Source organism: Brevibacterium marinum (assembly GCF_011927955.1).
Taxonomy (GTDB): domain Bacteria; phylum Actinomycetota; class Actinomycetes; order Actinomycetales; family Brevibacteriaceae; genus Brevibacterium; species Brevibacterium marinum.
This window is the reverse complement of sequence record NZ_JAATJN010000001.1, coordinates 1,079,492-1,101,881: the sequence shown is the minus strand read 5'-3', so window position 1 is coordinate 1,101,881 and position 22,390 is coordinate 1,079,492. Positions and strand designations below refer to the sequence as shown.

Sequence of the window (22,390 nt, the reverse complement as noted above, 5' to 3'; positions counted from 1 at the left end):
GCCCCCGTCCTTCGGCAGTGCAGGCGAGACCGGGTACGGTCGCCCGCATCATGCCTGCGGACCTCCGCAGAGGAAATCATCGATCGCGTCGAAGACACGAACGATCTGAGCCGTGCTGAGAGCCGAACCGCTGGGAAGGGTCAGTCCCGTGGCGAAGAGTTCCTCGGCCACCGCACCGCCGACCGTCTCGGCATCTTCGAAGACCGGCTGGAGATGCATGGGCTTCCACAGCGACCGCGTCTCGATATCGCGATTTGCCAGCCAGTCCCCCAATTGCGCCGCAGTGAAACCCGACCGGTCCTCATCGATGAGGACCGCGGTCAGCCAGGCGTTGTCCCGATGGACGTTGTCGGATCCGAAGAGACTGACCCCATCGTGCGACGCGAGTCGGTCGACATACTGAGACCGGATCGCCCGACGTCGCTCGATCATGTCATCGAGACGCCGCAGCTGGGCTCTGCCGAGAGCGGCGAGAAGATTGCTCAGCCGATAGTTGAATCCGATCTCCGTGTGTTCGTAGTGTGCCACCGGCTCCCTCGCCTGACTGGACAGATACGCAGCGTATTCGGCCAGTCGCGGATCATCGGTCAGCAGTGCTCCGCCGCCCGAGGTGGTCATGATCTTATTGCCGTTGAAGGACACGGCGGCACCGTGGCCGAGGCTGGGCACCGGTCTGCCTGCATGGGAGGATCCGAGTGATTCGGCGGCGTCGATGAACACCGGCACTTCGAACTCCGCTGCGATCGGCAGGATCCGGTCGTAGTCGGCTGGTCGTCCGAGGAGGTCGACGGGGACGATCGCCGCTGGCAGCCGGCCTCTGCGACCGGATTCCCTGAGGTGCTCATGCAGAAGTCCCGGATCGAGGTTTCCGTCACGCCGGCAGTCGATGAAGACGGGCTCAGCTCCGCAGTAGGTGATCGCATTCGCCGTTGCTGCGAAGGTCATGGTCGATGTCAGCACCCGGTCTCCGGGTTCGACGCCGAGTCCCTGCAGCCCCAGATGCAGGGCTGCGGTACCCGAGGCGAGTCCGACAGCGTGCTTGACTCCTGCTGTGGCAGCCAGCTCCGTTTCGAAGGCTCTGAGGTCTGGTCCCGTCGGCGCGATCCAACCGCTGCGAAAGGCCCTGAGCAGGAATTCCTCCTCAAGAGGGCCCACGTCCGGAGTCGACAGCGGAACGCGCTCCCGTGAAGGCGCTGATGCGTCTTTCGAGATCGTCATGATGCGCCCCTGGCCTCTGCGCTCGTCGGATACAGATCGCAGCAGAGATACCCGTCTTCGGCGAGTTTCAGTCCGGGTCGCTTCGAGACTGCTGCGGTCACCGAGGGTTCGTCGTCGGTCGGCACCTCTCGGAATCCCGCCTCGGCGTATATCGCGCCGAGGTCGCCGACCGAAGGCAGTCGGCAGAGCGCGAAATCGGCGTTCGCTCCTCGAGCGCGGTTGACGAGGAGCCTCAGCACCTCAACACTCCGTCGATCCGACGAGTGTCCGCTGCCGACCGTCCCTGCCACCGGTTCAGCCGCCGGTCCGCCTACCGTCCCTGCCACCGGTTTGAATCGGATCAGCTGATGGAGGTCGTCGACCCTGACCATCTCGCAGGCGCCGATGTCATCTCCGTCGAGGGTTCTGGCCTGCCAGACGCTGATCTCCCGAGACCTCGACACGGTGTCGAACACGACCGACGTCGAACGCAGACTGCCGCCGAAGGTCTCGGTCGTCGTGCCTTCATCGACTTCGACCCCGTGCCGGCTGAGCACCGCCCGAGCCGTGAGCACCAGGATCCGCAGATCTGTCAGCAGGGACAGCGAATCGACGTAGTCGACATCGAGGTCGAACTTGTCGTCCCACGACAGAGCATTGCGCCCACTGACCTGGGCCAGACCGCTCAGTCCGCCGCGAACCTCATGACGGCGCGCCTGTTGGGGCGTGTAGAGCTGCAGATAGTCGGTCGTCAGGGGGCGGGGGCCGATGATGCTCATGTCACCGACGAGCACGTTCCACAGCTCCGGCAGCTCATCGAGGCTGGAGCCCCTGAGCACGCGACCGAATCCAGTCAGCCGGGAGTCGTCGTTCGTCCATCCCCGCCCAGGGGCGAAGACTCGCATGCTGCGGAACTTGCGCAGGAGGAAGACCTTCCCGCCTTCGGTCACCCTCTCCTGGGTGAATATCACAGGAGCACCGTGGAAGACGAGGACCAGGAGTGCGATCACCGCGATCGGCACCGCGAGCAGACACAGCCCGAGCGCCGCCGCGACACAATCGAGTACGCGTTTGACCCGCCGATAGTCAGCCATGTCATATCCTCACGAATTCGAGTTCGGAATCGGTTGGGAGGTCGCCGCCCTGCCGGTAGGCGGGGAAGAACCCCTCATCCGCGTCCACGCCGTTGTCTGCCAGCTTCTGTGAACGGGCCGCAGTCAGCCTCTCGTACACGGGTGCGGCGAATACCCTCTCGCCGGTGAGGAATGTGACTCCTCCGTTCGGCGCGAAACCGCGCTTGTACCGCTCGAGGCCGTCACCGGCACTGACCCCGCCGCCGAGCACGTAGTGTCGGTAGCCGGCCCGTCTCAGCCAGCTCATGACCTCCCATTTGACGAAATCGTTGGGCCGGACCGAATAGGCGGCATCATCGGTGCCGCCAAGGAAGTAGTACGAGGTGTCCCCACCGTTGAGAATCAGATCGGCAGAGATCAGCCGTCCTTCGTGTTGGGCGAAGACATAGACGAAGCGTCCGGGCAGCGCCGCGTGCAGAGAGTCGAAGAAGGACCGATCGAACCGGTACCAATCCGCGCTCGACCGACGATCCATCGTCGCCAGGTAGATGCGCAGGAATTCGTCGATCAACCTGCCCTCGGTGTCGACGACCACTTCCACGCCCTCGCTCACGGCCCGCCTCACGTTGCGCCGGACCTTTGACGAAACACCGGACCAGAGCTCTTCGACGGGCATGTCCAGGCTGCGGATGAAGTTGGTCTGCCTCTCCCGCAGCCTCCCCGGGTACGGGAGCAGCTGCTCGGTGAACAGGGAGCACCTGACGAATTCGCTGACCACCCGATGCTCGTGTGCCCACGTGTCGAACTCGTCCCAGAATGCCGCGCCCGAGCGTGCGGGATCAGCAAGACCCCACTGCAGTGGTCCGCCGTAGCCGTAGGGGGTGACGATGTCATTGAGATCGTAGTCTCCCCCGGGCTCATCGCGACGACGGTCGCCGCCGATGGTCCCGGTGCCGCGGGTCCCGGTGCCGCGGGACCCGGTGCCGCGGGCTCCCTCTATTCTGCGCAGGAAGAACGGGTAGAGGATCCGACCGCGTCCTTCGGTCCAGACCGCGGCCATGAGCTTGGCCTCGGCAGGACCGAGGAGTCGGCACACCTCAGGATGGGCGAAAGGCGACTGCATGGGAGAAGCCGCCCACAGGTCGATCCACGTGTGTCTGTCGGCTTCGCGACCTCCGTCGAGGAGCTGAAGGCGAGCGCTCACGATTCCACCTCCGTCGTTCTGATCCCGGCCCGGTCCTGTTCGCAGCGCGGGCATCGATACCCCGGGAAGAACCCGCATTCGGTGTCATGGCCGCGGTTGAGCTGCTCGTATCTGTTCTCGTCGGTCACCTGTGACGCAGTGAAATAGCGTCGCAGCCCCGACTTCGCCATGGACAGCTTGTAACGCAGCAGGCTGTCCTCGTCGGAGTTCGTCACACCTCCGGTGAGCACATAGTGCCTGATTCCCCGGGATCGGGCGTAGAGGAACGCCCGGAAGGACAGGAGGCTGTTCGCTCCGCTCAGCAGGCCGGCCTCGGCGGTGGCACCGAGCAGCGAATAGCCGATGTCCGAACATTGCAGAAGCAGCTCCGCCGAGGTGGGCCGACCGGCCTCGAGCGCGTAGAGGTAGGTTATTCTGCCCGCAAAGCTCGTGTTGAGCATGTCGAAGTGCTCACGTGGGAAATAGAAGCTCGCGGCCGCGCTGTTGCGATCCATCGTGGCGTAGTAGAGGTCGAGGAAATCATCGATGCGGGCACCGGTCTCGTCGATGAGGATGTCGGTGCCGGCTGCTTCGGCTCTGCGCACGGTACGACGGAAGCTCTTCGACGTGTCGCCGAAGATCTCGGCTTCGCTCCTTCCCTCGAGTCCTTTGACGACGTGCCCGGCGTGCTCGGTGCGCTGCCCCGGATAGCCGGGTGAGGGGCCCGCGACGGGGTTCTCCCGATGGAATTCGCTGACGACGCGGTTGTCTTGCGCCCACTGTCGGAAGTGTTCCCAGAACGACGTCAGCAATGTCTCCTCGTGTGTGCCCGCGGCGATGAAGCGCTGCGGACCGCCGTAGAGCAGCGGCGTCGTGATGTCATAGCACTCCTCGGCAACCGCACGGCCCAGGGCGTCGGAGACGATCGGGCGCAGCAGGAAGCCGAAGAGCACCCTCGACCCATGACCATCGTCGAAGTCCGCGGCCAGCGGCTTCTCACCCGGCTGCGCCCGATCGACGAGGTAGGACGGATGGGAGAACGCATCTGCCCGTGCACAGCGGACCCATGCCTCCGACCAGGCCTGCCACCCTGCCCGGTCCCGGGGATCGTGGATTCGCAGAGTCGCTTGTCTCGACGATGTCCGCGGCCGGGACGACGAGTCCTGCAGGGATTCCATGAGCAGCTCAGACGACATGAGGCTCACCTGCCGGCAGGGTCGCGCGGTGGCCGGCGACGGTGGCGACGGTGGCGACGTCGGTGACGCCGGTGACGTCGGTGACGTCGGTGACGTCGCGTGCATCGGCACTCACGGCAACCTCGGCGATGGTGGGGGTCGTCGCGCAGGAGCGGGAGCAGAATTCGTCGATCTCCTCTCTCGGTGCGATGTCCGAGGGCAGCGACGCGGAATCGAGCTCGGGGGCCTCGACCCGACTGATCTTCTCGTGGATCCTGACCACGGTGCCCTCGTAGTCGCCGAACAGCTCCTCATCGAGCTTCTCGCCTTCGCGCAGGCCGGTGAATACGATCTCCGTATCCCGATTCGACATCGCGACCAGGCTGCGAGCGATATCGACGATGCGCACCGGTTCACCCATATCGAGGACCATGACGTAACCGTCCTCACCGGTGGCCGCCGCCTGCAGTACGAGTTGGCAGGCCTCGGGGATCGTCATGAAGAATCTGCGTACCTCGGGGTCGGTCACGGTGACCGGACCACCTCGGCGGATCTGCTCTTGGAAGGACAGCAGCACCGACCCTCGCGAGCCGAGGACATTGCCGAACCGCACCGACAGGTAGGTGCCGTTCGACTGAGCGGCGAATCTGCTCACCAGCCGTTCGGCGATGCGCTTGCTGCGTCCCAGTTCACTCGTCGGGGCAGCGGCCTTGTCGGTCGAGATGTTCACAAAATGTTCGACCCCGACCTTCTGCGCGGCTCTGAGGACGTTCAAGGTCCCGTGGACATTCGTCTTCCAGGCTTCCTCGGGGAATCTCTGCAGCATCGGCAGATGTTTGAGCGCTGCGGCGTGGAAGACGATGTCGGGCCGGGTCTCGGAGAAGATCCGATCGAGAGCCAGCGGATCCCGGATGTCGGCGAGCACCGTGTGGGGCGAGGTCAGCAGCGCCGAACCGAAGAGAACGAGTTCGACGCCGTGCAGTGCGGTCTCGTCGCGATCGAGCATGATGAGTGCTTCAGGGCCGAGCGCGAACAGCTGCCTGCACAGTTCGCTGCCGATCGAGCCTCCCGCGCCCGTGACGAGAACGCGCTTGCCCGCGATGGTCTCGGCGATCTCGGTCATGTCGGTGTGGACGGGGCTGCGGCCGATCAGGTCCTCGACCTTGAGGTCACGGATGTCGGCGACCTCCACCACGCGGTTCACGAGTTCGGCGAGCGGCGGAATCGTTCGCAGCCAGGCACCGGTCGGCTTGAGCCTGTCGCGGCAGACCTGGAGGAACTCCGCGTCGGAATCGGCGATGGCCACAATCGCTCCGCTCACCCCCAGCCACTGCACGACGTCGCCGATGTTCTCACTGGTGCCCCGTACGCGCACTCCGTGGATGCGCAGGTACCGCTTGTGGGGGTCGTCGTCGATGAGCCCGACGGGCAGGTAGGGCCCCTGGGGGTCGGAGAGCATCTGGCCGATCAGTGATTCGGCGGCCGAGCCCGCGCCGATGACGAGTACGCGCTCTCCGTGCACGGGCCGTGTGACGATCTGATTGGCATAGCGGATCAGGTAGCGGCCCGCCGACATGGTGATCAGACCGGTGAAGACCATGAGCAGCACGAACGCGGTGTCGGCCATGGTCACCACCATCAGACCTCCGGCGATCAGCATCGTGATCAGGATGAGGGTGCCGTATTCGGAGAAGCTGCCGTAACGGTAGCGACTGCTGTAGAGACGCAGCGTGGCACCGAAGATCAGCTGAGCGCCCACCGCTGCCGCGATCGCCATGCCGAGCTCGGCTCCGATCGTCCAGCTCAGGCCCAGCACCAGCCATGCCAGCACGCCTCCGAACACCCAGGCGCCGGCATCGAAGACGATCTGCAACCATGTTCGTCGCTGCCATATTCTCGAGGTGAGCCTCGGCAGCGCCCCATCCGTCGTCGCTGAGGCCCTCAGGCCCGGTTCGGTCATTGCGGTCATATCGCTCTCCACTGTCACTTGCAGCCGACCTCGGGCCCGCCGCTTGCGTATGCTGTATATCGCGACGGCTCGTGCCGACCGCGAACAGTGTCCAAGCTAGGCCGGTTTCCGTTGAGATAGACCGCCTGCGGTGGTGCTTGTGCGGGCCTCCGCGCGCACCATGCGGCAAGCCGCCACCGCCGTCTTCAGACAGCGGTCAGGCGGGGGCTTCCGGCCAGACGTGCCACGAGTTCGGTGCGCGAGGCGACATCGAGTTTTCGATAGACTGCGGTCAGCCGCAGTTCGACCGTTCGCAGCGACACGAACACTCGGCGGGCGATGTCCCGGTTCTTCAATCCGGCTCTGACCAGCTCGACGACTTTGAGTTCCTCATCCGTGAGGTCGAAGAGCTCCGGCGGCTCGGGGGCCGAGGTCTGCCCCTGTGACGGGGCCTCGGTCTCCCGGTTCGGGGCCGCGATCAGGTGTTCGCCACCGATCTCGATGTACAGAGTCGCCGCGGCGATCGCATGTTCTCGTGAGCTCGTCTGTGATCCCAATTCGATCAGGCGCCGGGCCAGGGCTTCGTGAGTCAGCGCCTTCTCCAGCTGTGAGTCCTGCGGTTTCCAGGAACGCAGAGTTCGGCGGAAGAGTTCGACCGATCTGTCTCCGGCGGTCAGAATCGCCTCACATCTGCCCAACGCCAATTCGGCCCACCGGGAATTGATGCGGGCGACCTTCTTCCTCAGCTGTTGGAACACCAGGCTCGCGTGTTCCCGACGACCGATCCGGACCAGGGCTTCGATGAGCTCGGGCTCATAGCGGAGGATATTCGCATTCGTCTCATTGCCCGTCAGTTCGTCACAGCGCAGAAGATGCCTGACTGCGTCCGCGGGATACCCGGCCCTCAGCAGATACGACCCCTGAACGGCGTTGAGCGATGCGACCAGGTTCCGGTTGTGCGTTGCCGCCGCATACGCGGCGAGCTGCATTTCGGTGGGCTCTGCATCACTGGCCAGGCCTCTCATCAGGAGGCTCCAACTCCTCAGGACGAGCAGACGGTCGAGCCGGATCGCCGGTGTCCCTGTCCGCGCCTCTGCGGATTCGACGGCGTCGAGGGCTTGCCCGATATTGCCGGAGCGGATGGCGATCTCGGCCCGGTGGTACGCGGCCAGGGTCCACCAGATGGTTTCCCTGCCTTGCCCGTCGCACAGCACGTCGAGAACGGCCAGAGCCGATTCGTAATGTTCGGTGAGCATCAGACCGGAAGCGATCGACAGCAGATAGGCCGGTTCGACCGACTCGAAGTCCAAATCACCGAGCTCGGCGAACTTCTCCACAGCGAGGCCGTCATCTCCCCGGTGGCATTCGAGACGCAGACGTATGCCGTCGCAGATCTGCCGCTCTCGCGGGCCGAAGTGCTCACGGATGGACAGTGCAGCGTCGAGGAGCTCCTGCGCCTCCGCATATTCTCCACGCTCGAGATGGCAGCGGCCGAGCACCAGTTGGAGGCGGGCGACTGCTGCAGGAGCTTGCTCGAGTTCGGTTCTGGTCCAGCTGTTGAGCAGACGTGACGGCAGATTCTGGTGCTGCGCGAATTCGATCTCGATCTTCAGTGCTCGCGCACAGACCGTGAGTCCGGGGTCGCCGATCGTCGCGGCGATTCGCATGTACCGCGCGGCGAAGACCAGGTCGCCACGGCCGAAGAGCGCCTCTGCGATATCGAGCAGGCACTGTCCCAAAGTCGCGGTGTCCGCGGTCATCCGAATGGCACGCTCGATGAATTCGATTCCCGCCTCCGGAAATCCCTGAGCGATGAGCCCCACTGCGTCATCGGCCAATCGGCAGGCGGCTTCGTCGCTGGGGTTCGAGAACGACGCATGCCAGTGCTGGAGGGAAGGTTCCGAATCCGTGCACAGCCGCTCGAGGCTTTCGTGCAGTGCGATGCGCTCGCGCGAGCCCATGTCGGTGTGGACGAATGCCCTGACCAGGCCCCGGGAGATGAAGAGGAATGGTCCTCGTCTCTCGAGCACGCCGCGGGCTTCGAGTTCGTCGGCGTGCTCCCACAGTTCGGGGAACCGTCGCTGCACTGCTCGGAAGGGCGTCAGCGGTGCCGCTGCCAACAGTCGCAGGACCGAGTCGATCTCCGCACTGCCGTCTCCCACGAGGTCGCGGACCATCGGCTCTGCGGCCCGCCCGACTCTGCCCGGGATCGGCAGTGCGATCCGGCCCGACTTCTGGCTGCGGGTCATGTCGGCGAGGATGAGACGCAGTGCATGGGGGCGTCCCGACGCAGCCTGCGTCGCGATCCTCACAGCTTCGCTGCTGATGGCCCCCGATGTCAGGTGCTCCGCGAGTTCCGCCATCTGCGTTTCGCCGAGTGTCTGAAGCTCCACGCTGGGGATTCCCGACAGGGGGCTGTCGGCGGACACGGATCGCGCGGAGATCACGATCCGCACACGACCGGCGCGCAGTCTGCGGACGATCTGGCCGAGCACCACCTGCGAGGATTCGTCCATTCCATCAGCATCGGTGATGATGATGAGGGTGTTGTCCGGGATCCGGGCCCCACGAAGCAGACCCATGACCGTCTCAGCGGCTTCCGCCTCGGAGACTCCCGTCGTCGGGCCGTCGTCACCGGAGGAGAAGGCTTCCGCATCCAGAACGCTCAGAGATGCGAGCAGGATGTCGAGACCGGACAGTCTCGTGGCGGCTTCGGATCGGTTGTACGGCACGCGAACCGTGGGCCCGTCCCAGTCACGCTGGAGGGCTGTCAGGAGTGAGGACTTTCCGAATCCGGCCGGTCCGATGACGGCTGCGACCGAATGCCGTTCCAACATCGATCTGATGCCCTCCAACTCGGACCGTCGGATCATACCCTCCATTGTGGGACCTCGGCGGCTTGGTGCACGCCCACTGCTGTGTGCTGCGACGGTGAGATGCTCATGACCCGATCATCGCCGCGAAACGGCTCGGGGAATAGGTGGCCGATCCTGGACATGAGCGCATCACTACTCAGTCATCGGGCAGTCATTACGGGTGCACGACTACTCAAGGGCCTGTATCCCGCCGAGGCGGGGCTCGGGTACTCGATGTCTCGTCAGTCAGGGACTGCCCGCGCTCACCCGGGCGCCGTCAGTCAGGCGTTGCCCGCGTTCACCCGGGCGCCGTCCGATCGGTGCCGCCCGGAGGACGGCCCCCGCCGTCGAGCGTCTCGAGCGCCGCTGCGACCTGCTCGCGGCGAGCGATTCCGAGCTTCTGGAACAGTCTGTAGATGTGGCCCTCGACGGTTCTCACTCTGACTCCGAGCTCCCGGGCGATCTCTGCGTTCGTTCTGCCGACGGTGACCAGTCCGCTGATCTCGCGCTCACGGACGGTCAGACCCGATCTGTCGTCGATTCGCCTGTCCGAGCGAAGGGTGCCGGAGACGAGGAAGCGATCGGCCACAGCTCGACACTGCGCGACCAGGAGCGGAGCGGAAGTCTCACATTGAGCAGCGATCTCGAGAAGCGCAGCCCCGTCACTGTCTACCAGCGCCTTCCCCAGAACTCGGAGCAGATCGAACTCACCGCCGTTTCCCTGCTCCGCGATGAAGCACATCGCCTCGGGGTCGGCCTCAGCGAAGTGGTGGAACAGCAGGAGCCTGAGCTGTGCTTCGAGCCCGAACGACCCTTCGACCCGCATCCGTGCCAGCATCTCGTGGATCTCGTCGGTGACGGTGCCTTCGCGCAGAGCTCGGACGATGGCGCGGAGCATGAGGGCCCGCCGATACTCCAGATAGGGGCCATCATCGGGCAGAGCTGTGAAGCGTGATTCATAGCTGACGACGGCATCGATGTTGCCGCCGAGCATAGACATATAGGACGCGTGCGCGATCGCGATCGCGAGGAAGGGCACCTGGTTCCAGTATTCGAGGGCCTCGACAGCCGAATGGCTGCACCGTGTGGCCTCGGACAGCTGCCCTTCGAGCAGATGGATATAGGACCACATGAGATCGGTCGGACCGCTGCGGGACGCGAGGAAGGCCAGATCCGAGCTGGGCTGCGCACTCATCAGCTGTTTGGCACCGGAGATGTCGCCCGACTTCACCAGAGAGTTGGCCCTCAACGTCGTGAGCATGACAGAACCCGTGCCGAGTTCCGTCATATCGGGAGCGACTCTGTCGAGTGCATCGAGAGCTTCGCGGTTGTCGCCCGTTTCCGAGCTCCGGCTTGCACGGGAGATCGCGTGCAGACTCTTGAGCGTGGTCCGCATACGATCTTCGGGCACCGGTCCGATCCCCTCCGGCTCATAGATCGCCGTTTCGACGAGAGGACGGGCCGCGAGCATCATCATCAGCTCCCTGACGATGTCAGCGTCGAGGCCTTCGCAGATCGACCTCTCGGATCGCGAGTCCAGACGGTCGAGGCCCCGGTGAAAGTCGTCGAGGCACAGCGCCGGCGAATTCCGGTCGAAGTCGCGGTAGACCCAGAGCTGGAAGGCGTCGAAGACGAGCTGCGCACAGCAGGCCTTCTCCACTGCTTGGGCGAGGACGTCGAAACCGATCGGGACCTGATTGACCTCGCAGTAGAGTCGCCCGAGGTCGAACAGTTCATGCGCGGCCATGCGATCGGTGGGCACCTCGTTGAGCATCCGCAGCGCCCTCTGCCATTCACCCAGGCGAGTTGCCAGTCGCGCTCCGTCGATGATGTCGTGGACCGGAACATCGGCCCCGCATCGGATCCCCCAATCGGTGCGCAGCATGATCGCCCGCGTCGAAGGGCTGTCGGCGAATCCGGAGACCAGTTCGAACATCTGCCGACTGCGGCCGTCGGGCACAGTGAACCTGATCGTCTCCGAAGCGTGGTTCTCGATCGCGACGTAGACGCGTGCTGGTCTCTGCTCGAGCCGCAGCTCTCCGCTTGTGACCAGGGAGTCGGCAGCGTCGCCGAGATCTGCGTCCAGCATCAGTTCGACATCGACCTCCCCAGCCAGAATGACCAGTTCGAGGGCGTGGCGTTCGGCGGTCGAATATCGGTTCAGATCGATGCGTGTGACGTCCCTGGCGCGTTCGTCGTAATCGATGTCCAGCCCGTCGAGGACCCACACACCCTGACGGTCGAGGAACCTCTTCGCCCGCCCCGAATATCTGAGCAGCTCGATGACCTTCCCGGGGACGCGTCCGGTATGGAACCCGACGATGTCGAGCACACCTCGCGACACTATTCCACCGAGATAGTGCTCGACCATCTCGGCATACCCATCGGGTTCGAGCGCCTCGAGCACCACCTGATCGAGCACACGGTCGGCGACGAGTTCGACGAACGGATGACCCACCTCGGCGGTGTTCGGACGCATGGCGGCAATGAGCTTGATCCTTCCGTCATCGGCCAGCTGCGAAAGGACGCTGAGGCTGCGCTCATCGAGTTCGTGGGCATCATCGACGAACACCACAGGGGTCTGCCGACCGACGGTCAATGCCTCGACGACCCGATGCAGCAGATTTGCGCGGTCCTCGTCCAGATCGACGATCATGCCGAAGGCACCGAACGGCACCGAACGCAGCACCCGATCGCCTTTCAGTCGCAAGTCGCGCCCGCCTCGGCGGCGGTGGATCTCAGTCAGCAGGCGGGTCTTCCCCATCCCTGTCTCACCCTCGATGGAGACACCGTTCGAGGACGAGTCGAGAATCGAATTCTCGATCACCGTGAGCTCCCGATTCCTGCCGAACACCATTGCATCGAGGAATTCGCTCATCGACCTTCGCCCCAATGCGAAATGACTTCGCGCAGCTCCCGCCTGTCGACCACATGCAGCCTGCGATAGATGCGACCCAGATGCCACTCGATCGTGCGCACGGACAGGTGGTGCGCATGGGCGAGCTCCTGGCTGCTGCGTCCCGCCATGATTCCGTCCACGAGCTGTCGTTCGAGGTCCGAGAGCACCGATTGGAGCTGTGTGCCCGTGGAGCTGAACCTGATCGCGCGCATACTCTCACCGATCAGCTTCCGGGCTTCCTTGGCCGCCTGCGAATCCCGCGATTCGACCGCACGATCCTGCGCGATCTTCGCGAGATCGGAGCAGAGCACCATCGCACCGAAGTTCGCCGCCTGTTTCGCGGCCGCCGTGAGACCTGACGGGCGTCCATCGGTCATCGCGGAGGATACGATTCCAGCCAGACGGCCGGGCGCACCGTCGAGCTGGGCGGCGGCTCCGGCCAGTTCCGCCCTCGCACCGCTGTGTCCGAGCCGAGCCGCCTGCAGCCACGCGGATGATGCGAGAGTGATGGCCCCCTGCGCACGGCGCGACTCCCCGAGTGCGTAGAGTTCTTCGGCGGCCCTTTCCGGCTGCGAGAGGGCCATCGTCTCCAATTCGAAGAGCTGAGCTTCGAAGTCCGCCCAATCCGAATAGTCGTCCTGACCGCCCGATCCCGCATCGCTCGCGCACTCGCCCGTCGAGGAGGAAGGAGCACCGAGCAGGGTCTGGGCATACAGTCTGGCCGAACGGCCGACTCGGGCGATGTCGATGCAGCTCGCGGGCCACGCCTGCGGCAGCACTGCGTCCAATGTCAGCAGCGCTCGCGCAGGGTGTCCTGTGCGTATGTCCACGAGTGCTCCGACGAGCTGCGACAGTTGCTGGGAGTGGTCGGCCGATTCCACCGATCTTCTGGCACCGGCCCAATCACCGGCGATGTACCGGGCGAGGAAGAACTGCGGTATCGCATCTTCTCGTTCGAGGCTCGTCATCCCCGGCAATGTGAACATCAGCTCGGCCTGATCAATGTATTTCAGCCCCTTGACGACTCGACCGGTGATCACTTCCGATGCGCCCAGAGCAGCACCGGCCCGCAGTCTGTGCCGGGTCAGGCACGAGTGATCCTGATAGACCCTGCTCGCCAGCCGGCGACCGCTTTCATAGCGACCGCCCTTCACCTCGAACCTTGCCTTCGTCACGTCGAGGCGGCCGACGTCGTCGGGGACGAGCAAGTGATCGCTGACCCACTGCGTCCGCAATCGCTCCGGTTGACGCGGATCGGTCAGTCTCAGGTCCATGCTCGCGACCCGGGACATGAGCTGAGGACTCACATCGCCGGACCTCGCCGTCACGCTCTTGAGAACCTTGTCGAACACCTCCCGCGCTGTTGCGACATCGCCGAGGCCCCTGACTGCGCGCGCGTATTCGAGGCGCAGTTCATCGGTGTCGTGCCCGCTGGCTTCGGCGAGCGCGGCTGCCTCCGAATACCGGCCACGGGCATTTGCCCAACCGACCGCTGAGAATACCCGCTCGAATGGCTGACTGTGGCCAAGGCTCAGTCCCCAGCGGGTATAGCCGAACAGCGGCTGACCATCCAGGTGGTCGTGGATGACGGCCTGGTTGAGTCTCTTCCACAGCTGCAGGCTGTGGGAGGGACGGACCCTTGACCGAAGGAAGTCGGCGACGACCGGTTCGACGAGTTCGACAGCGGCATACCGTCCTTGTGACATCGTGATCGTACCGGCATCGACCATCGCATCCAGATCCTCGGGTGCGCACAGTCGCACCATCGTCTCGTATCGGATAGCCCCGGTCATCGCGATCATCTCGAGAATCGGTTTCAGCTGAGGCTCGATCTTCCACAGGATGCGATCCGTGGTCAGCATCTGCTGCCGCCCGAACAGCACGTGACCCAGCAGCAGCGGATTCCCGTTGGTCTCGGCATGCAGCTCTGCCACCGAGTCGAACCTCGAGGCTGTTTGGCCGGAGGATTGCACCAGCGCGGCCACCGCTGTCTCATCGAGTCCTCCGAGATCGACTCGCGACATCCTTCCGGACAGCCACAGGTTCGTCACCAGGTCCAACGGAGGCCGGATCTGTTCGGCCCCGACGAGCAGTCGAATGCGAGCGTGCTCGGCCAGCTGGCAGAGCACGGACATCGATGCGGAGTCGACGAGATCGGCATTGTCGACGAGCACGATGGTCTGCGTCCTCTGCGACCGGCCCGCAATCGCTCTGGCGACGATTGAGAATGCGGCGCCGACGCCCCCAGGCACATCGCCTGCCTGGGACAGGAGAATCTCAAGAATGCCGAACTGACGCTCACGCATGTGCTCGGATCCGCGGAACCGCAGAATCCGAACGTCTCTGCCCACCTGTTTGAGTGCGGCGTTCATCACCGTGGTCTTGCCGATCCCGGCGGCGCCGATCACCAGGCATCCGCATCGGTCGGGCGCTGTCAGCGACTGCAGAACGGAAGCGATCTCCTCCAAGTACCCAAGGCACCGGCGCTGGACCGGTCGAACAGCAACGGACATGTTCTCAGCCTTCTTCGGACCCTGCGACATCCGCCTCGCAGCCAGCGACGGGAAGGACTCGACATCGAGTCTCGCTTGTACGTCGACCGGCGTCTTCGCCGCCGTTCGGCCTGCATACCGTATGAACGGATGTCGGTCGGTGCCGAATCTGTCAGCTTCGGACACCGATTGAATGACTACTCCTACTATAACCGTCATACCTTACCGCATTCTTGGACATTGAGCACGGGAAAATCTCCACCCGTACGCCCGGTCCGCCCCGTCCGCCCGCCTCGCCCGATCCGCCGAGGAATCGGAGCACCGTCCCCACTTGTGAGCCCGAACACCGAAACGTACTATTGAGTAAAGTTACCGAACGATCAATCAGGAGATTTCATGGACACCTTGCTGAATGCAGAGGAGCGCGAGTTCGCGCAGCAGATGCGTCAGTTCTATCGCACTCAGATCCCCGAAGAACTGCGCTTCAAGGTTGCGACCGGCCAGGAGCTGACCAAGGATGACGTGGTCACTTCACAGCGGATCCTCAATCAGCACGGATACGCCGTCCCGAACTGGCCCGTCGAATGGGGCGGCCAGGACTGGACTCCCGTCCAGCATCACCTGTGGCTCGAAGAGATGCAGCTGGCGTGCGTTCCCCAGCCGCTGCCCTTCAACGTCTCGATGGTCGGCCCCGTCATCGCCACCTTCGGCAGCCAGGAGATCAAGGAGCGCTTCCTCCCGGCCACCGCCAACATCGACATCTGGTGGTCGCAGGGCTTCTCCGAACCGGACGCCGGTTCCGACCTCGCATCGCTGAAGACCTCCGCGGTCCGCGACGGGGACAAGTACATCGTCAACGGACAGAAGACCTGGACGACCCTGGGTCAGTACGGCGACTGGATGTTCAACCTGGTCCGCACCGACCCGAACGTGAAGAAGCAGGCGGGCATCTCGTTCCTGCTCATCGACATGAAGACCCCCGGCGTCACGGTTCGCCCGATCCAGCTCATCGACGGCGGCCACGAGGTCAACGAAGTGTTCTTCGACAATGTCGAGGTGCCGGTCGAGAACCTGGTCGGTGAAGAGAACAAGGGCTGGACCTACGCGAAGTTCCTGCTCGGCAATGAGCGCACCGGCATCGCCCGCATCGGCACCTCGAAGGTCAACCTCGCCCGGGCCAAGGCATACGCCGCGGTGACGAAGACCGCGCGCGGCAGCCTGCTCGACGACCCGCTGTTCTCCGCGCGCCTGACCAAGATCGAAGCCGAGCTCACCGCGCTGGAGATGACTCAGCTGCGGATCCTCTCCACACAGGCCGCCGGATCCGACAAGCCGGACCCACGCTCCTCGGTGCTCAAGCTCAAGGGCTCGCAGCTGCAGGAGGACATCAGCGAACTGCTCGTCGACGTCCTCGGGCCGCAGGGCCTCGACTTCGTCACCGACCGTGTCCAGGGCGAGGGCCTGTCGGACCTTCCGCATGGAGCGGTCGACGCCCTCCCCTCGTATTTCAACACCCGCAAGGTCACCATCTACGGCGGTTCGTCCGAGGTGCAGCGGGGCATCATCTCGAAGGCACTGCTTGGTCTCTGAGGTTCCCACGAACCCAGGACACTGAAGAAGAGGACAACAATGGATCTTGAACTCAACGACATACAGCAAGAACTCGCCAGCACCTTGAACAAGTACCTGCGCAGCGAGTACGACGCGGCTTCGCGTGAGGCCATTCTCCACAGCGAGGAGGGCATCTCCCGCGAGAAGTGGCAGCAGTTCGCCGAAATGGGCCTGCTCGGTCTGGCCATCGACGAGAACTACGGCGGCGCCGGAATGACCTTCGCCGAGGTGGCCGTGGTCGCCGAAGCCTTCGGCCGTTCGCTCGTGCTCGAGCCGTTCCTGGCCACAGCCGTGCTCGGCGCCAACGCGATCGCCGCCGCAGGCACCGAGGAGCAGAAGCAGGAGATCCTGCCCTCGGTCTGCGAAGGCCAGACCTTCCTCGCGTTCGCCGCCTTCGAACCCGGTCTGCGCTACTCGGTCGAGACACCGGCCACCACCGCCTCGGCGGGTGCAGAGGGCTCCTTCACCATCACCGGTGAGAAGAACGGTGTGCTCGGCGGCGACGTCGCCGACCAGTTCATCGTCACCGCGTCCGAGAACGGTGACCTTGGACTGTTCCTCGTCTCCGCCTCGGCGACCGGGGTCAGCCGTGTGGCTCACCGTCAGGCCGATGGACAGGGCAGCGCCAGCGTGAAGTTCGACGATGCGCCGGCACAGCGCCTCGGTGCCGCCGACGCGCATGCCATCGTCGCCGAACTCTTCGACACGGCCAATGCCGCGATCATGGCCGAAGCGGTCGGCGTGATGGAGGCCTCGCTGACGATGACGGCGGAGTACCTCAAGACGCGTGAGCAGTTCGGTGCTCCCATCGGCGCGAACCAGGCGCTGCAGCACCGTGCGGCGGACCTCTACGCGGATCTCGAATACGCCCGCAGCATGGCGCTGTACTCCCGTCTCGCGGTCACAAACGAGGAGGTCGGCTCCGAGAAGGACCGTCACCGGGATGTCATCGCGGCCAAGGTCGTCATCGATCAGTCGGCGCGGGCCATCAGCCAGGAGTCGATCCAGATGCACGGCGGAATCGGCATGACCATGGAGTACCCGATCGGGCACTACGCGAAGCGGCTGACCGTCATCTCCCGCACCTTCGACGATGCCGACTCGCTGACGGCCGAGCTGGCAGAGATCGGCGGGCTCATCGAACCCCACGCAGCCGACCTCAGCTGAGGCAGTTGCAAAGGCTGAGCTGAGCTAGGCGGCCGTCACACCGTCGGCCTGAACCGAGGCCGAGAAGCCGCATCCTGGCTGACGGGCCACCTCGGGGCCGAGGGTTCGAAGTCGGTGGCGACAGAAGGGCGATCCGTACCGTTCCCACAACAGGGTTCGTCGCGGGTCGCCCATTTGTCTGTGCTCTTGTTGCAGCGGGCCGGATGAATACCCCAACGGTCGGCATGTTCTGCTCGAATCCGTCGCTGAGATCGAGAAGAACCTACCAACTGTTGGGAGGCAGTGTGGACTGCGGCCACCACAGGTGCTTCTGCGCCGACTCCTTCAGGCCACCGGCTGGTCGTAGACGTGGCGGCGGATCCAGGAGTGCATGGTGATCGCTGCGGCCGCTGCCGCGTTCATCGACCGGGTCGACCCGTACTGAGCGATCGAGAGCACCGCCGTGCTCGCCTGATGCGCTTCTTCGCTGAGCCCCGGGCCTTCCTGCCCGAACAGCAGCAGACTGCGCCGAGGCAGGTCGTAGGTCTCCAACGGAACGGAGTCCGGGAAGTTGTCGATGCCGATCAGCGGCACTGCGTTCTCACTGCACCACTGCAGGAGGTCGTCGATGCTCGGGTGATGGATGATGTGCTGGTATCTGTCCGTGACCATCGCCCCACGCCGGTTCCATCGCCGTCTGCCCACGATGTGCACCGCGGCGGCGTTGAATGCGTTCGCCGTCCTGACCACGGAGCCGATGTTGAGGTCGTGCTGCCAGTTCTCCACTCCGACATGGAAATCATGGCGTGAGGCGTCGAGGTCGGCCACGATGGCCGAGTGCTTCCAGTAGCGGTACCGATCGACGACGTTGCGTCGGTCCCCGTCGCGCAGCAGCTCGGGATCGAAGTGCTCGGACACAGGCCAGGGGCCGGTCCACGGACCGACCCCCACCTGCGGCGCGTCCGGTTGAGACGCGTTGTCCTCAGTCACTTCTTGTCATCGGTTTCATCCGCCGAGGCGTCACCGGAACCGACATCCGAGGCGTCCGAATTATTCGCATCCTCCCCACCGTCGTCCTTCGCCGAGGCGTCCGAGCCCTTCGAGTCGGCGCTCTTGCCGCCTTCGCTCGACTTCTTGCCTGAGGCCGAGCCGGCGGTGACCTTCTGTGCGCGCTTCGTCATCTTCACGGTCTTGCCGCCGCGGCCGCCACCGGTGAGCACGGCGCGGACATAGGCGCCGCCGGCCAGCGAGTGCACGATGAGCGCGACGAGCAGTGCGATGGCTGCGGCGACGAGTCCTTCCCACCACTCGGGTGAGCTGCCCAAGAACCGTCCCGCGATGCCCACCGGTGAGGTGAACGGCGTCCATGAGAGGACTTTCGCTGCGGTGCCCGAGGCACCCACGATCACCGGAGCCATGAAGCCCGCTACGGTGATGACCCCGATGATCGACACGAAGGTTTTGCGTGCCTTGTCGCCGGTCACGGTCGATGCCCACACGAGGAGCCCGTAGACGATCCAGGCGGTGAACAGCAGGGTGAGGGCGAACCAGCCCAGTCCCGGCAACATGGCGAATGCCAATGACGTCTTGCCGGAGATGGAGAGCCCGAGTTCGGCCACGACCACGGCGACGACGAGGTGGACAGCCGTCAGCGAGAGCATTCCCGTGATCCGCCCCGACGCCGAGGACCGGGGCGGGATCGTGGCCGCGATGATCTCCGTGATGCGGTTGCGCTTCTCCAGACGCAGGTTCTGGTAGAGCGCGGTCCCGAGTGTTCCGACGACGAGAAGTGAGAACACGACCATGCCCCACAGCAACGGTGTGGCGATCTCATCGCCCACCGCCGGCTCATTCAACAGTGTCGCCTCTGTCTCGGGTGCGAGCTTCTCCAACAGGGCCTCGGGCTGTTCGTCCAAGGCGATGATCGTCGGCTGCGCCTGACCACTGGGGTCCTGGATGAGGGCCGCGTCGACCTTGCCGTCGCGCACCAGCTTCTCTGCGGCCTGTGCGTCGTCGACGTTCGTGATCTTGACGCCCAGCTGCTGTTCGTACATGGCTGCCTGTTCACCCACGCCGACCATGGCCATGCTCGGCGTGCCCGACTCCGCATCGGAGGATCCGACGGCTCCGCCGATGATCGCGGCGAGGACCCCGAGCACGATGACGGCACCGGTGACCAGGAAGAGGGGACTGCGCAACGCGGTCGAACTCTCCCGGTTCGACACCAGCCAAGCAGCCTGACGCTTGTTCACATCGACGAATTCGGAGACCAGCCCGGTCTCGGGCAGCTCGTCGGATGAGGGATTGTCCTCGGCCAGCTCGAACGGAACCTCGTCGAGGCCCTCGTCGGCGGCACCGGTGTGAGCATCGGCCGGAGCGTCGGAACTCTTCGAGGCGGCTGTGCCCTCGGCCTCTGTGTCGCCCTCGGACACGGTGACTGTGTCGTCTTCGGATGCGGTGACATCGTCACCGACCGAAACGCCGAGATCGTCGATGCCTTCGCCTGCGGTGCCCTTCGACACCGACGGTTCCGGGGAGTCCCCGTCCTGGCCTTCGTCCTTGCCTGCCATCACAAAGCCTCCTTGTACTGCTCGGCCAATGTCGGTCGAACACTGTCGAAACTCTTCACACCATCGAGCTCGGCCACGGTCTTCGCCGCGGTGCCTGCATCGGAGGCCCGGAAGCTGATGACATCGTCGTCGGAATCGTCGACGGCGACGTCGCTGATGCCCGCGCGCTTGCCCAGTGACCGCGCGGCCGCCTCGGCGTCGGTGAGTTCCACACGGTACTTCACATCGTCGCGCAACTGAGCCACGCTGCCGGACACACTGGTCCGGCCCTGGTTGAGGACGATGACGTCATCGGCGTGGGCCTGCGCCGCCTCCCAGTCGTCGGTGGCGAGGATGACGGGAACTCCGGATGCGGCGTGGGCACGCAGCAGTGAGGTCACGAGCTCGGTCGACTGCGCGTCGAGGCCAGCGAAGGCATCATCGATGACGACGACATCGGGGTCTGCGGCCAGCGTCGCTGCGATGTCGACGCGGGCGATCTCCGAACCGCTGAGATTCTTCAGGGGCGCGTATCCACGGTCGGCGAGCTCGAGGCGTGAGAGCAGAGTCAGCGCATTGCGCTCGGCCGCACCGAGCGTGATGCCGTGCAGACGTGCCAGGTAGACGATCTGATCGATCACGCGCATGTTCGGGTAGCCGCCGCGCTCGGCGGGCAGGTAGCCGAAGTTCTGACGATCACCGAAGTCGAGTTCGAAGTCCTCGAGCTTCACGCTGCCCTCATCGGGCGAGATCAGCCCCATGATGACGCGGACCAGTTCGGTCCGGCCGGCCGAACGGGTGCCGACGATTGCGGTGATCCGCCCTGCCTGCGCGGTGAAACTCACCTCGTCGAGATAAGTTCGCTTTCCCTTGCGCAGGGAAATCTCTTTCAGTGTGAGCACGCGTCATCCTTACTTTTCCTGAAGCGGTCCTGTGGGAGTGTCTCATCCATCGTGTTGAATCGACCATGATGTTTCAAACCAGGACCTCGGTTTCGACAGAATTGCCAGTCGAGTCCCAGCTGGTGATCGACGGAACGGGCCATCGCCCGGGGGGGGGTCCGGGCGAACGCCTCATTCGAGTCCGAGGTCGCTCGTCGTCAGCGCCGTGAGATAGGGGGTCCCGGTCGCCTCGACCCGCTCTCTGGCCCCCGTGTCACGGTCCATGACCACGGCCACGGCCACCACCTCGGCGCCGGCCTCCCTGAGGGCTTCGACCGCGGTGAGCACGGAACCGCCCGTCGTCGAGGTGTCCTCGACCGCGATGACCCGCTTGCCCTCGACGTCGGGGCCCTCGACACGGCGGGACATGCCGTGTTTCTTCGCCTCCTTGCGGACGACGAAGGAATCGACCGGAGTGCCGCGGACGACGGAACGGTGCATGACGGCCGTGCCGACCGGGTCGGCACCCATCGTCAGTCCGCCCACCGCGTCGATCGTCTCGAGCACCCCTTCGGCGGCGAGGAGGTCGAGGACCACATCGCCGATCAGCGGTGCTGAGCGGTGGTCGAGGGTGACCCTGCGCAGATCCAGATAGTAGTCGGCTTCCCTGCCTGATGAGAGGGTCACCTTGCCGCGAACCACGGCGAGTTCGTCGATGAGGTCGAGCAGCTGTCGACGGGTGTCTGCGCTATCGGTCATGGCCCCAGTCTAAACGGCCCACACGGGCCTTCCCTCACCGAGGTCATCGTGACGGGGATCATCGCGTTCACGTCGAATGTGACCGTGAGGTTTCATCCATGTCCGGGTCCGTACCAATGTCATAAAGAATCAGGGAGGGCTGTCGTTTCCGCGTGACGTGCATCTAGTATTGAAGACAGGACCACCCGACAAGCCCGATCAGCAGTCTCTATGGAAGGGATGTGAGCCCCATGGGTTTCATCGCGTATTTGGTTCTCGGACTCATCGCCGGCGCTATCGCGAAGGCGATTCTGCCTGGCAAGCAAGGCGGCGGTCTGATTGCCACACTTGTCATCGGCGTCATCGGAGCCCTATTGGGAGGCTGGATCGGCGGTGCCGTCTTCGGTGCCGACATGAACGAGTTCTTCTCGATCTCGACATGGCTGTGTGCGATCGGCGGCTCGCTGATCGTGCTGGTCGTCTGGGGCTTCATCTCACGAAAGATGTCGAAGTCCAAGACCAAAACCGACTGATCTTCATCTGGCCTGATCACAGGTCCACGACTGCGGGCTCGGTCATTGCCGAGGCCTGAACGCGGTGCCGGAGTCCGGTGCAGGGCTCCGGCACCGCGCACATTCGATGA

Annotated in this window: 15 protein-coding genes; 3 read left to right on the top strand and 12 right to left on the bottom strand. The window is 64.5% G+C overall.

Going from position 1 to position 22,390, the window contains the following annotated elements:
- Nucleotides 1–48: 48 nt before the first annotated feature.
- The 8 genes from BKA07_RS04805 to BKA07_RS04770 form a co-directional block, all read right to left on the bottom strand.
- Nucleotides 49–1,218: a DegT/DnrJ/EryC1/StrS family aminotransferase gene (locus tag BKA07_RS04805; RefSeq protein ID WP_167949893.1), complete on the bottom strand. Its 1,170-nt coding sequence runs from the start codon at nucleotides 1,216–1,218 to the stop codon at nucleotides 49–51.
- The gene (locus BKA07_RS04800) at nucleotides 1,215–2,291 is read right to left on the bottom strand and encodes a sugar transferase (protein ID WP_167949892.1); all 1,077 of its coding nucleotides are present in this window, start codon (nucleotides 2,289–2,291) and stop codon (nucleotides 1,215–1,217) included. The genes BKA07_RS04805 and BKA07_RS04800 overlap by 4 nt, the downstream gene beginning before the upstream one ends.
- A gap of 1 nt (nucleotide 2,292) precedes the next feature.
- Nucleotides 2,293–3,474: a GNAT family N-acetyltransferase gene (locus BKA07_RS19715; RefSeq protein ID WP_167949891.1), complete on the bottom strand. Its 1,182-nt coding sequence runs from the start codon at nucleotides 3,472–3,474 to the stop codon at nucleotides 2,293–2,295.
- Nucleotides 3,471–4,649 carry a GNAT family N-acetyltransferase gene (locus BKA07_RS04790; RefSeq protein ID WP_167949890.1) on the bottom strand — a complete coding sequence of 393 codons (1,179 nt, stop codon included), beginning with the start codon at nucleotides 4,647–4,649 and terminating at the stop codon, nucleotides 3,471–3,473. Before BKA07_RS04790 ends, BKA07_RS19715 begins: the two co-directional genes overlap by 4 nt.
- Nucleotides 4,639–6,597 carry a nucleoside-diphosphate sugar epimerase/dehydratase gene (locus BKA07_RS04785; protein ID WP_167949889.1) on the bottom strand — a complete coding sequence of 653 codons (1,959 nt, stop codon included), beginning with the start codon at nucleotides 6,595–6,597 and terminating at the stop codon, nucleotides 4,639–4,641. Before BKA07_RS04785 ends, BKA07_RS04790 begins: the two co-directional genes overlap by 11 nt.
- A 185-nt stretch (nucleotides 6,598–6,782) precedes the next feature.
- Nucleotides 6,783–9,449, bottom strand: a complete 2,667-nt coding sequence (locus BKA07_RS04780; protein WP_167949888.1) for a LuxR C-terminal-related transcriptional regulator — start codon at nucleotides 9,447–9,449, stop codon at nucleotides 6,783–6,785.
- A 280-nt stretch (nucleotides 9,450–9,729) separates the two neighbouring features.
- On the bottom strand, nucleotides 9,730–12,309 hold the full coding sequence (locus BKA07_RS04775) for a LuxR family transcriptional regulator (protein ID WP_167949887.1): 2,580 nt from the start codon (nucleotides 12,307–12,309) through the stop codon (nucleotides 9,730–9,732).
- Nucleotides 12,306–14,843, bottom strand: coding sequence for a helix-turn-helix transcriptional regulator (locus BKA07_RS04770; RefSeq protein ID WP_167949886.1), 2,538 nt, complete (start codon nucleotides 14,841–14,843; stop codon nucleotides 12,306–12,308). Before BKA07_RS04770 ends, BKA07_RS04775 begins: the two co-directional genes overlap by 4 nt.
- A 375-nt stretch (nucleotides 14,844–15,218) precedes the next feature.
- On the opposite strand from BKA07_RS04770, the gene BKA07_RS04765 reads away from it, so the two are divergent.
- Together BKA07_RS04765 and BKA07_RS04760 are read left to right on the top strand one after the other, a co-directional pair.
- Nucleotides 15,219–16,412: an acyl-CoA dehydrogenase family protein gene (locus tag BKA07_RS04765; protein ID WP_167949885.1), complete on the top strand. Its 1,194-nt coding sequence runs from the start codon at nucleotides 15,219–15,221 to the stop codon at nucleotides 16,410–16,412.
- A gap of 39 nt (nucleotides 16,413–16,451) precedes the next feature.
- Entirely contained in the window at nucleotides 16,452–17,600 is a 1,149-nt protein-coding gene (locus tag BKA07_RS04760) for an acyl-CoA dehydrogenase family protein (RefSeq protein WP_167949884.1), read from the top strand.
- Between the two features lie 324 nt (nucleotides 17,601–17,924).
- On the opposite strand, the gene BKA07_RS04755 is transcribed toward BKA07_RS04760, so the two are convergent.
- The 4 genes from BKA07_RS04755 to pyrE form a co-directional block, all read right to left on the bottom strand.
- The gene (locus BKA07_RS04755; RefSeq protein ID WP_167949883.1) at nucleotides 17,925–18,569 is read right to left on the bottom strand and encodes an RNA methyltransferase; all 645 of its coding nucleotides are present in this window, start codon (nucleotides 18,567–18,569) and stop codon (nucleotides 17,925–17,927) included.
- Nucleotides 18,566–20,149 (bottom strand): ABC transporter permease, encoded by a 1,584-nt coding sequence (locus tag BKA07_RS04750; RefSeq protein ID WP_167949882.1) that lies wholly within the window; start codon nucleotides 20,147–20,149, stop codon nucleotides 18,566–18,568. The genes BKA07_RS04755 and BKA07_RS04750 overlap by 4 nt, the downstream gene beginning before the upstream one ends.
- On the bottom strand, nucleotides 20,149–21,030 hold the full coding sequence (locus tag BKA07_RS04745) for an ATP-binding cassette domain-containing protein (RefSeq protein WP_167949881.1): 882 nt from the start codon (nucleotides 21,028–21,030) through the stop codon (nucleotides 20,149–20,151). Before BKA07_RS04745 ends, BKA07_RS04750 begins: the two co-directional genes overlap by 1 nt.
- Before the next feature lie 171 nt (nucleotides 21,031–21,201).
- On the bottom strand, nucleotides 21,202–21,768 hold the full coding sequence (gene pyrE, locus BKA07_RS04740) for an orotate phosphoribosyltransferase (protein WP_167949880.1): 567 nt from the start codon (nucleotides 21,766–21,768) through the stop codon (nucleotides 21,202–21,204).
- Between the two features lie 230 nt (nucleotides 21,769–21,998).
- On the opposite strand from pyrE, the gene BKA07_RS04735 reads away from it, so the two are divergent.
- On the top strand, nucleotides 21,999–22,280 hold the full coding sequence (locus BKA07_RS04735) for a GlsB/YeaQ/YmgE family stress response membrane protein (protein ID WP_167949879.1): 282 nt from the start codon (nucleotides 21,999–22,001) through the stop codon (nucleotides 22,278–22,280).
- Nucleotides 22,281–22,390: the final 110 nt, after the last annotated feature.

What these genes read in the sequence shown, in the direction of transcription:
- BKA07_RS04805 (WP_167949893.1), bottom strand. Translation starts at nt 1,218, where the DNA reads ATGACGATCTCGAAAGACGCATCAGCGCCTTCACGGGAGCGCGTTCCG.
- BKA07_RS04800 (WP_167949892.1), bottom strand. Translation starts at nt 2,291, where the DNA reads ATGGCTGACTATCGGCGGGTCAAACGCGTACTCGATTGTGTCGCGGCG.
- BKA07_RS04790 (WP_167949890.1), bottom strand. Translation starts at nt 4,649, where the DNA reads ATGTCGTCTGAGCTGCTCATGGAATCCCTGCAGGACTCGTCGTCCCGG.
- BKA07_RS04785 (WP_167949889.1), bottom strand. Translation starts at nt 6,597, where the DNA reads ATGACCGCAATGACCGAACCGGGCCTGAGGGCCTCAGCGACGACGGAT.
- BKA07_RS04780 (WP_167949888.1), bottom strand. Translation starts at nt 9,449, where the DNA reads ATGATCCGACGGTCCGAGTTGGAGGGCATCAGATCGATGTTGGAACGG.
- BKA07_RS04775 (WP_167949887.1), bottom strand. Translation starts at nt 12,309, where the DNA reads ATGAGCGAATTCCTCGATGCAATGGTGTTCGGCAGGAATCGGGAGCTC.
- BKA07_RS04770 (WP_167949886.1), bottom strand. Translation starts at nt 14,843, where the DNA reads ATGTCCGTTGCTGTTCGACCGGTCCAGCGCCGGTGCCTTGGGTACTTG.
- BKA07_RS04765 (WP_167949885.1), top strand. Translation starts at nt 15,219, where the DNA reads ATGGACACCTTGCTGAATGCAGAGGAGCGCGAGTTCGCGCAGCAGATG.
- BKA07_RS04760 (WP_167949884.1), top strand. Translation starts at nt 16,452, where the DNA reads ATGGATCTTGAACTCAACGACATACAGCAAGAACTCGCCAGCACCTTG.
- BKA07_RS04750 (WP_167949882.1), bottom strand. Translation starts at nt 20,149, where the DNA reads ATGGCAGGCAAGGACGAAGGCCAGGACGGGGACTCCCCGGAACCGTCG.
- pyrE (WP_167949880.1), bottom strand. Translation starts at nt 21,768, where the DNA reads ATGACCGATAGCGCAGACACCCGTCGACAGCTGCTCGACCTCATCGAC.
- BKA07_RS04735 (WP_167949879.1), top strand. Translation starts at nt 21,999, where the DNA reads ATGGGTTTCATCGCGTATTTGGTTCTCGGACTCATCGCCGGCGCTATC.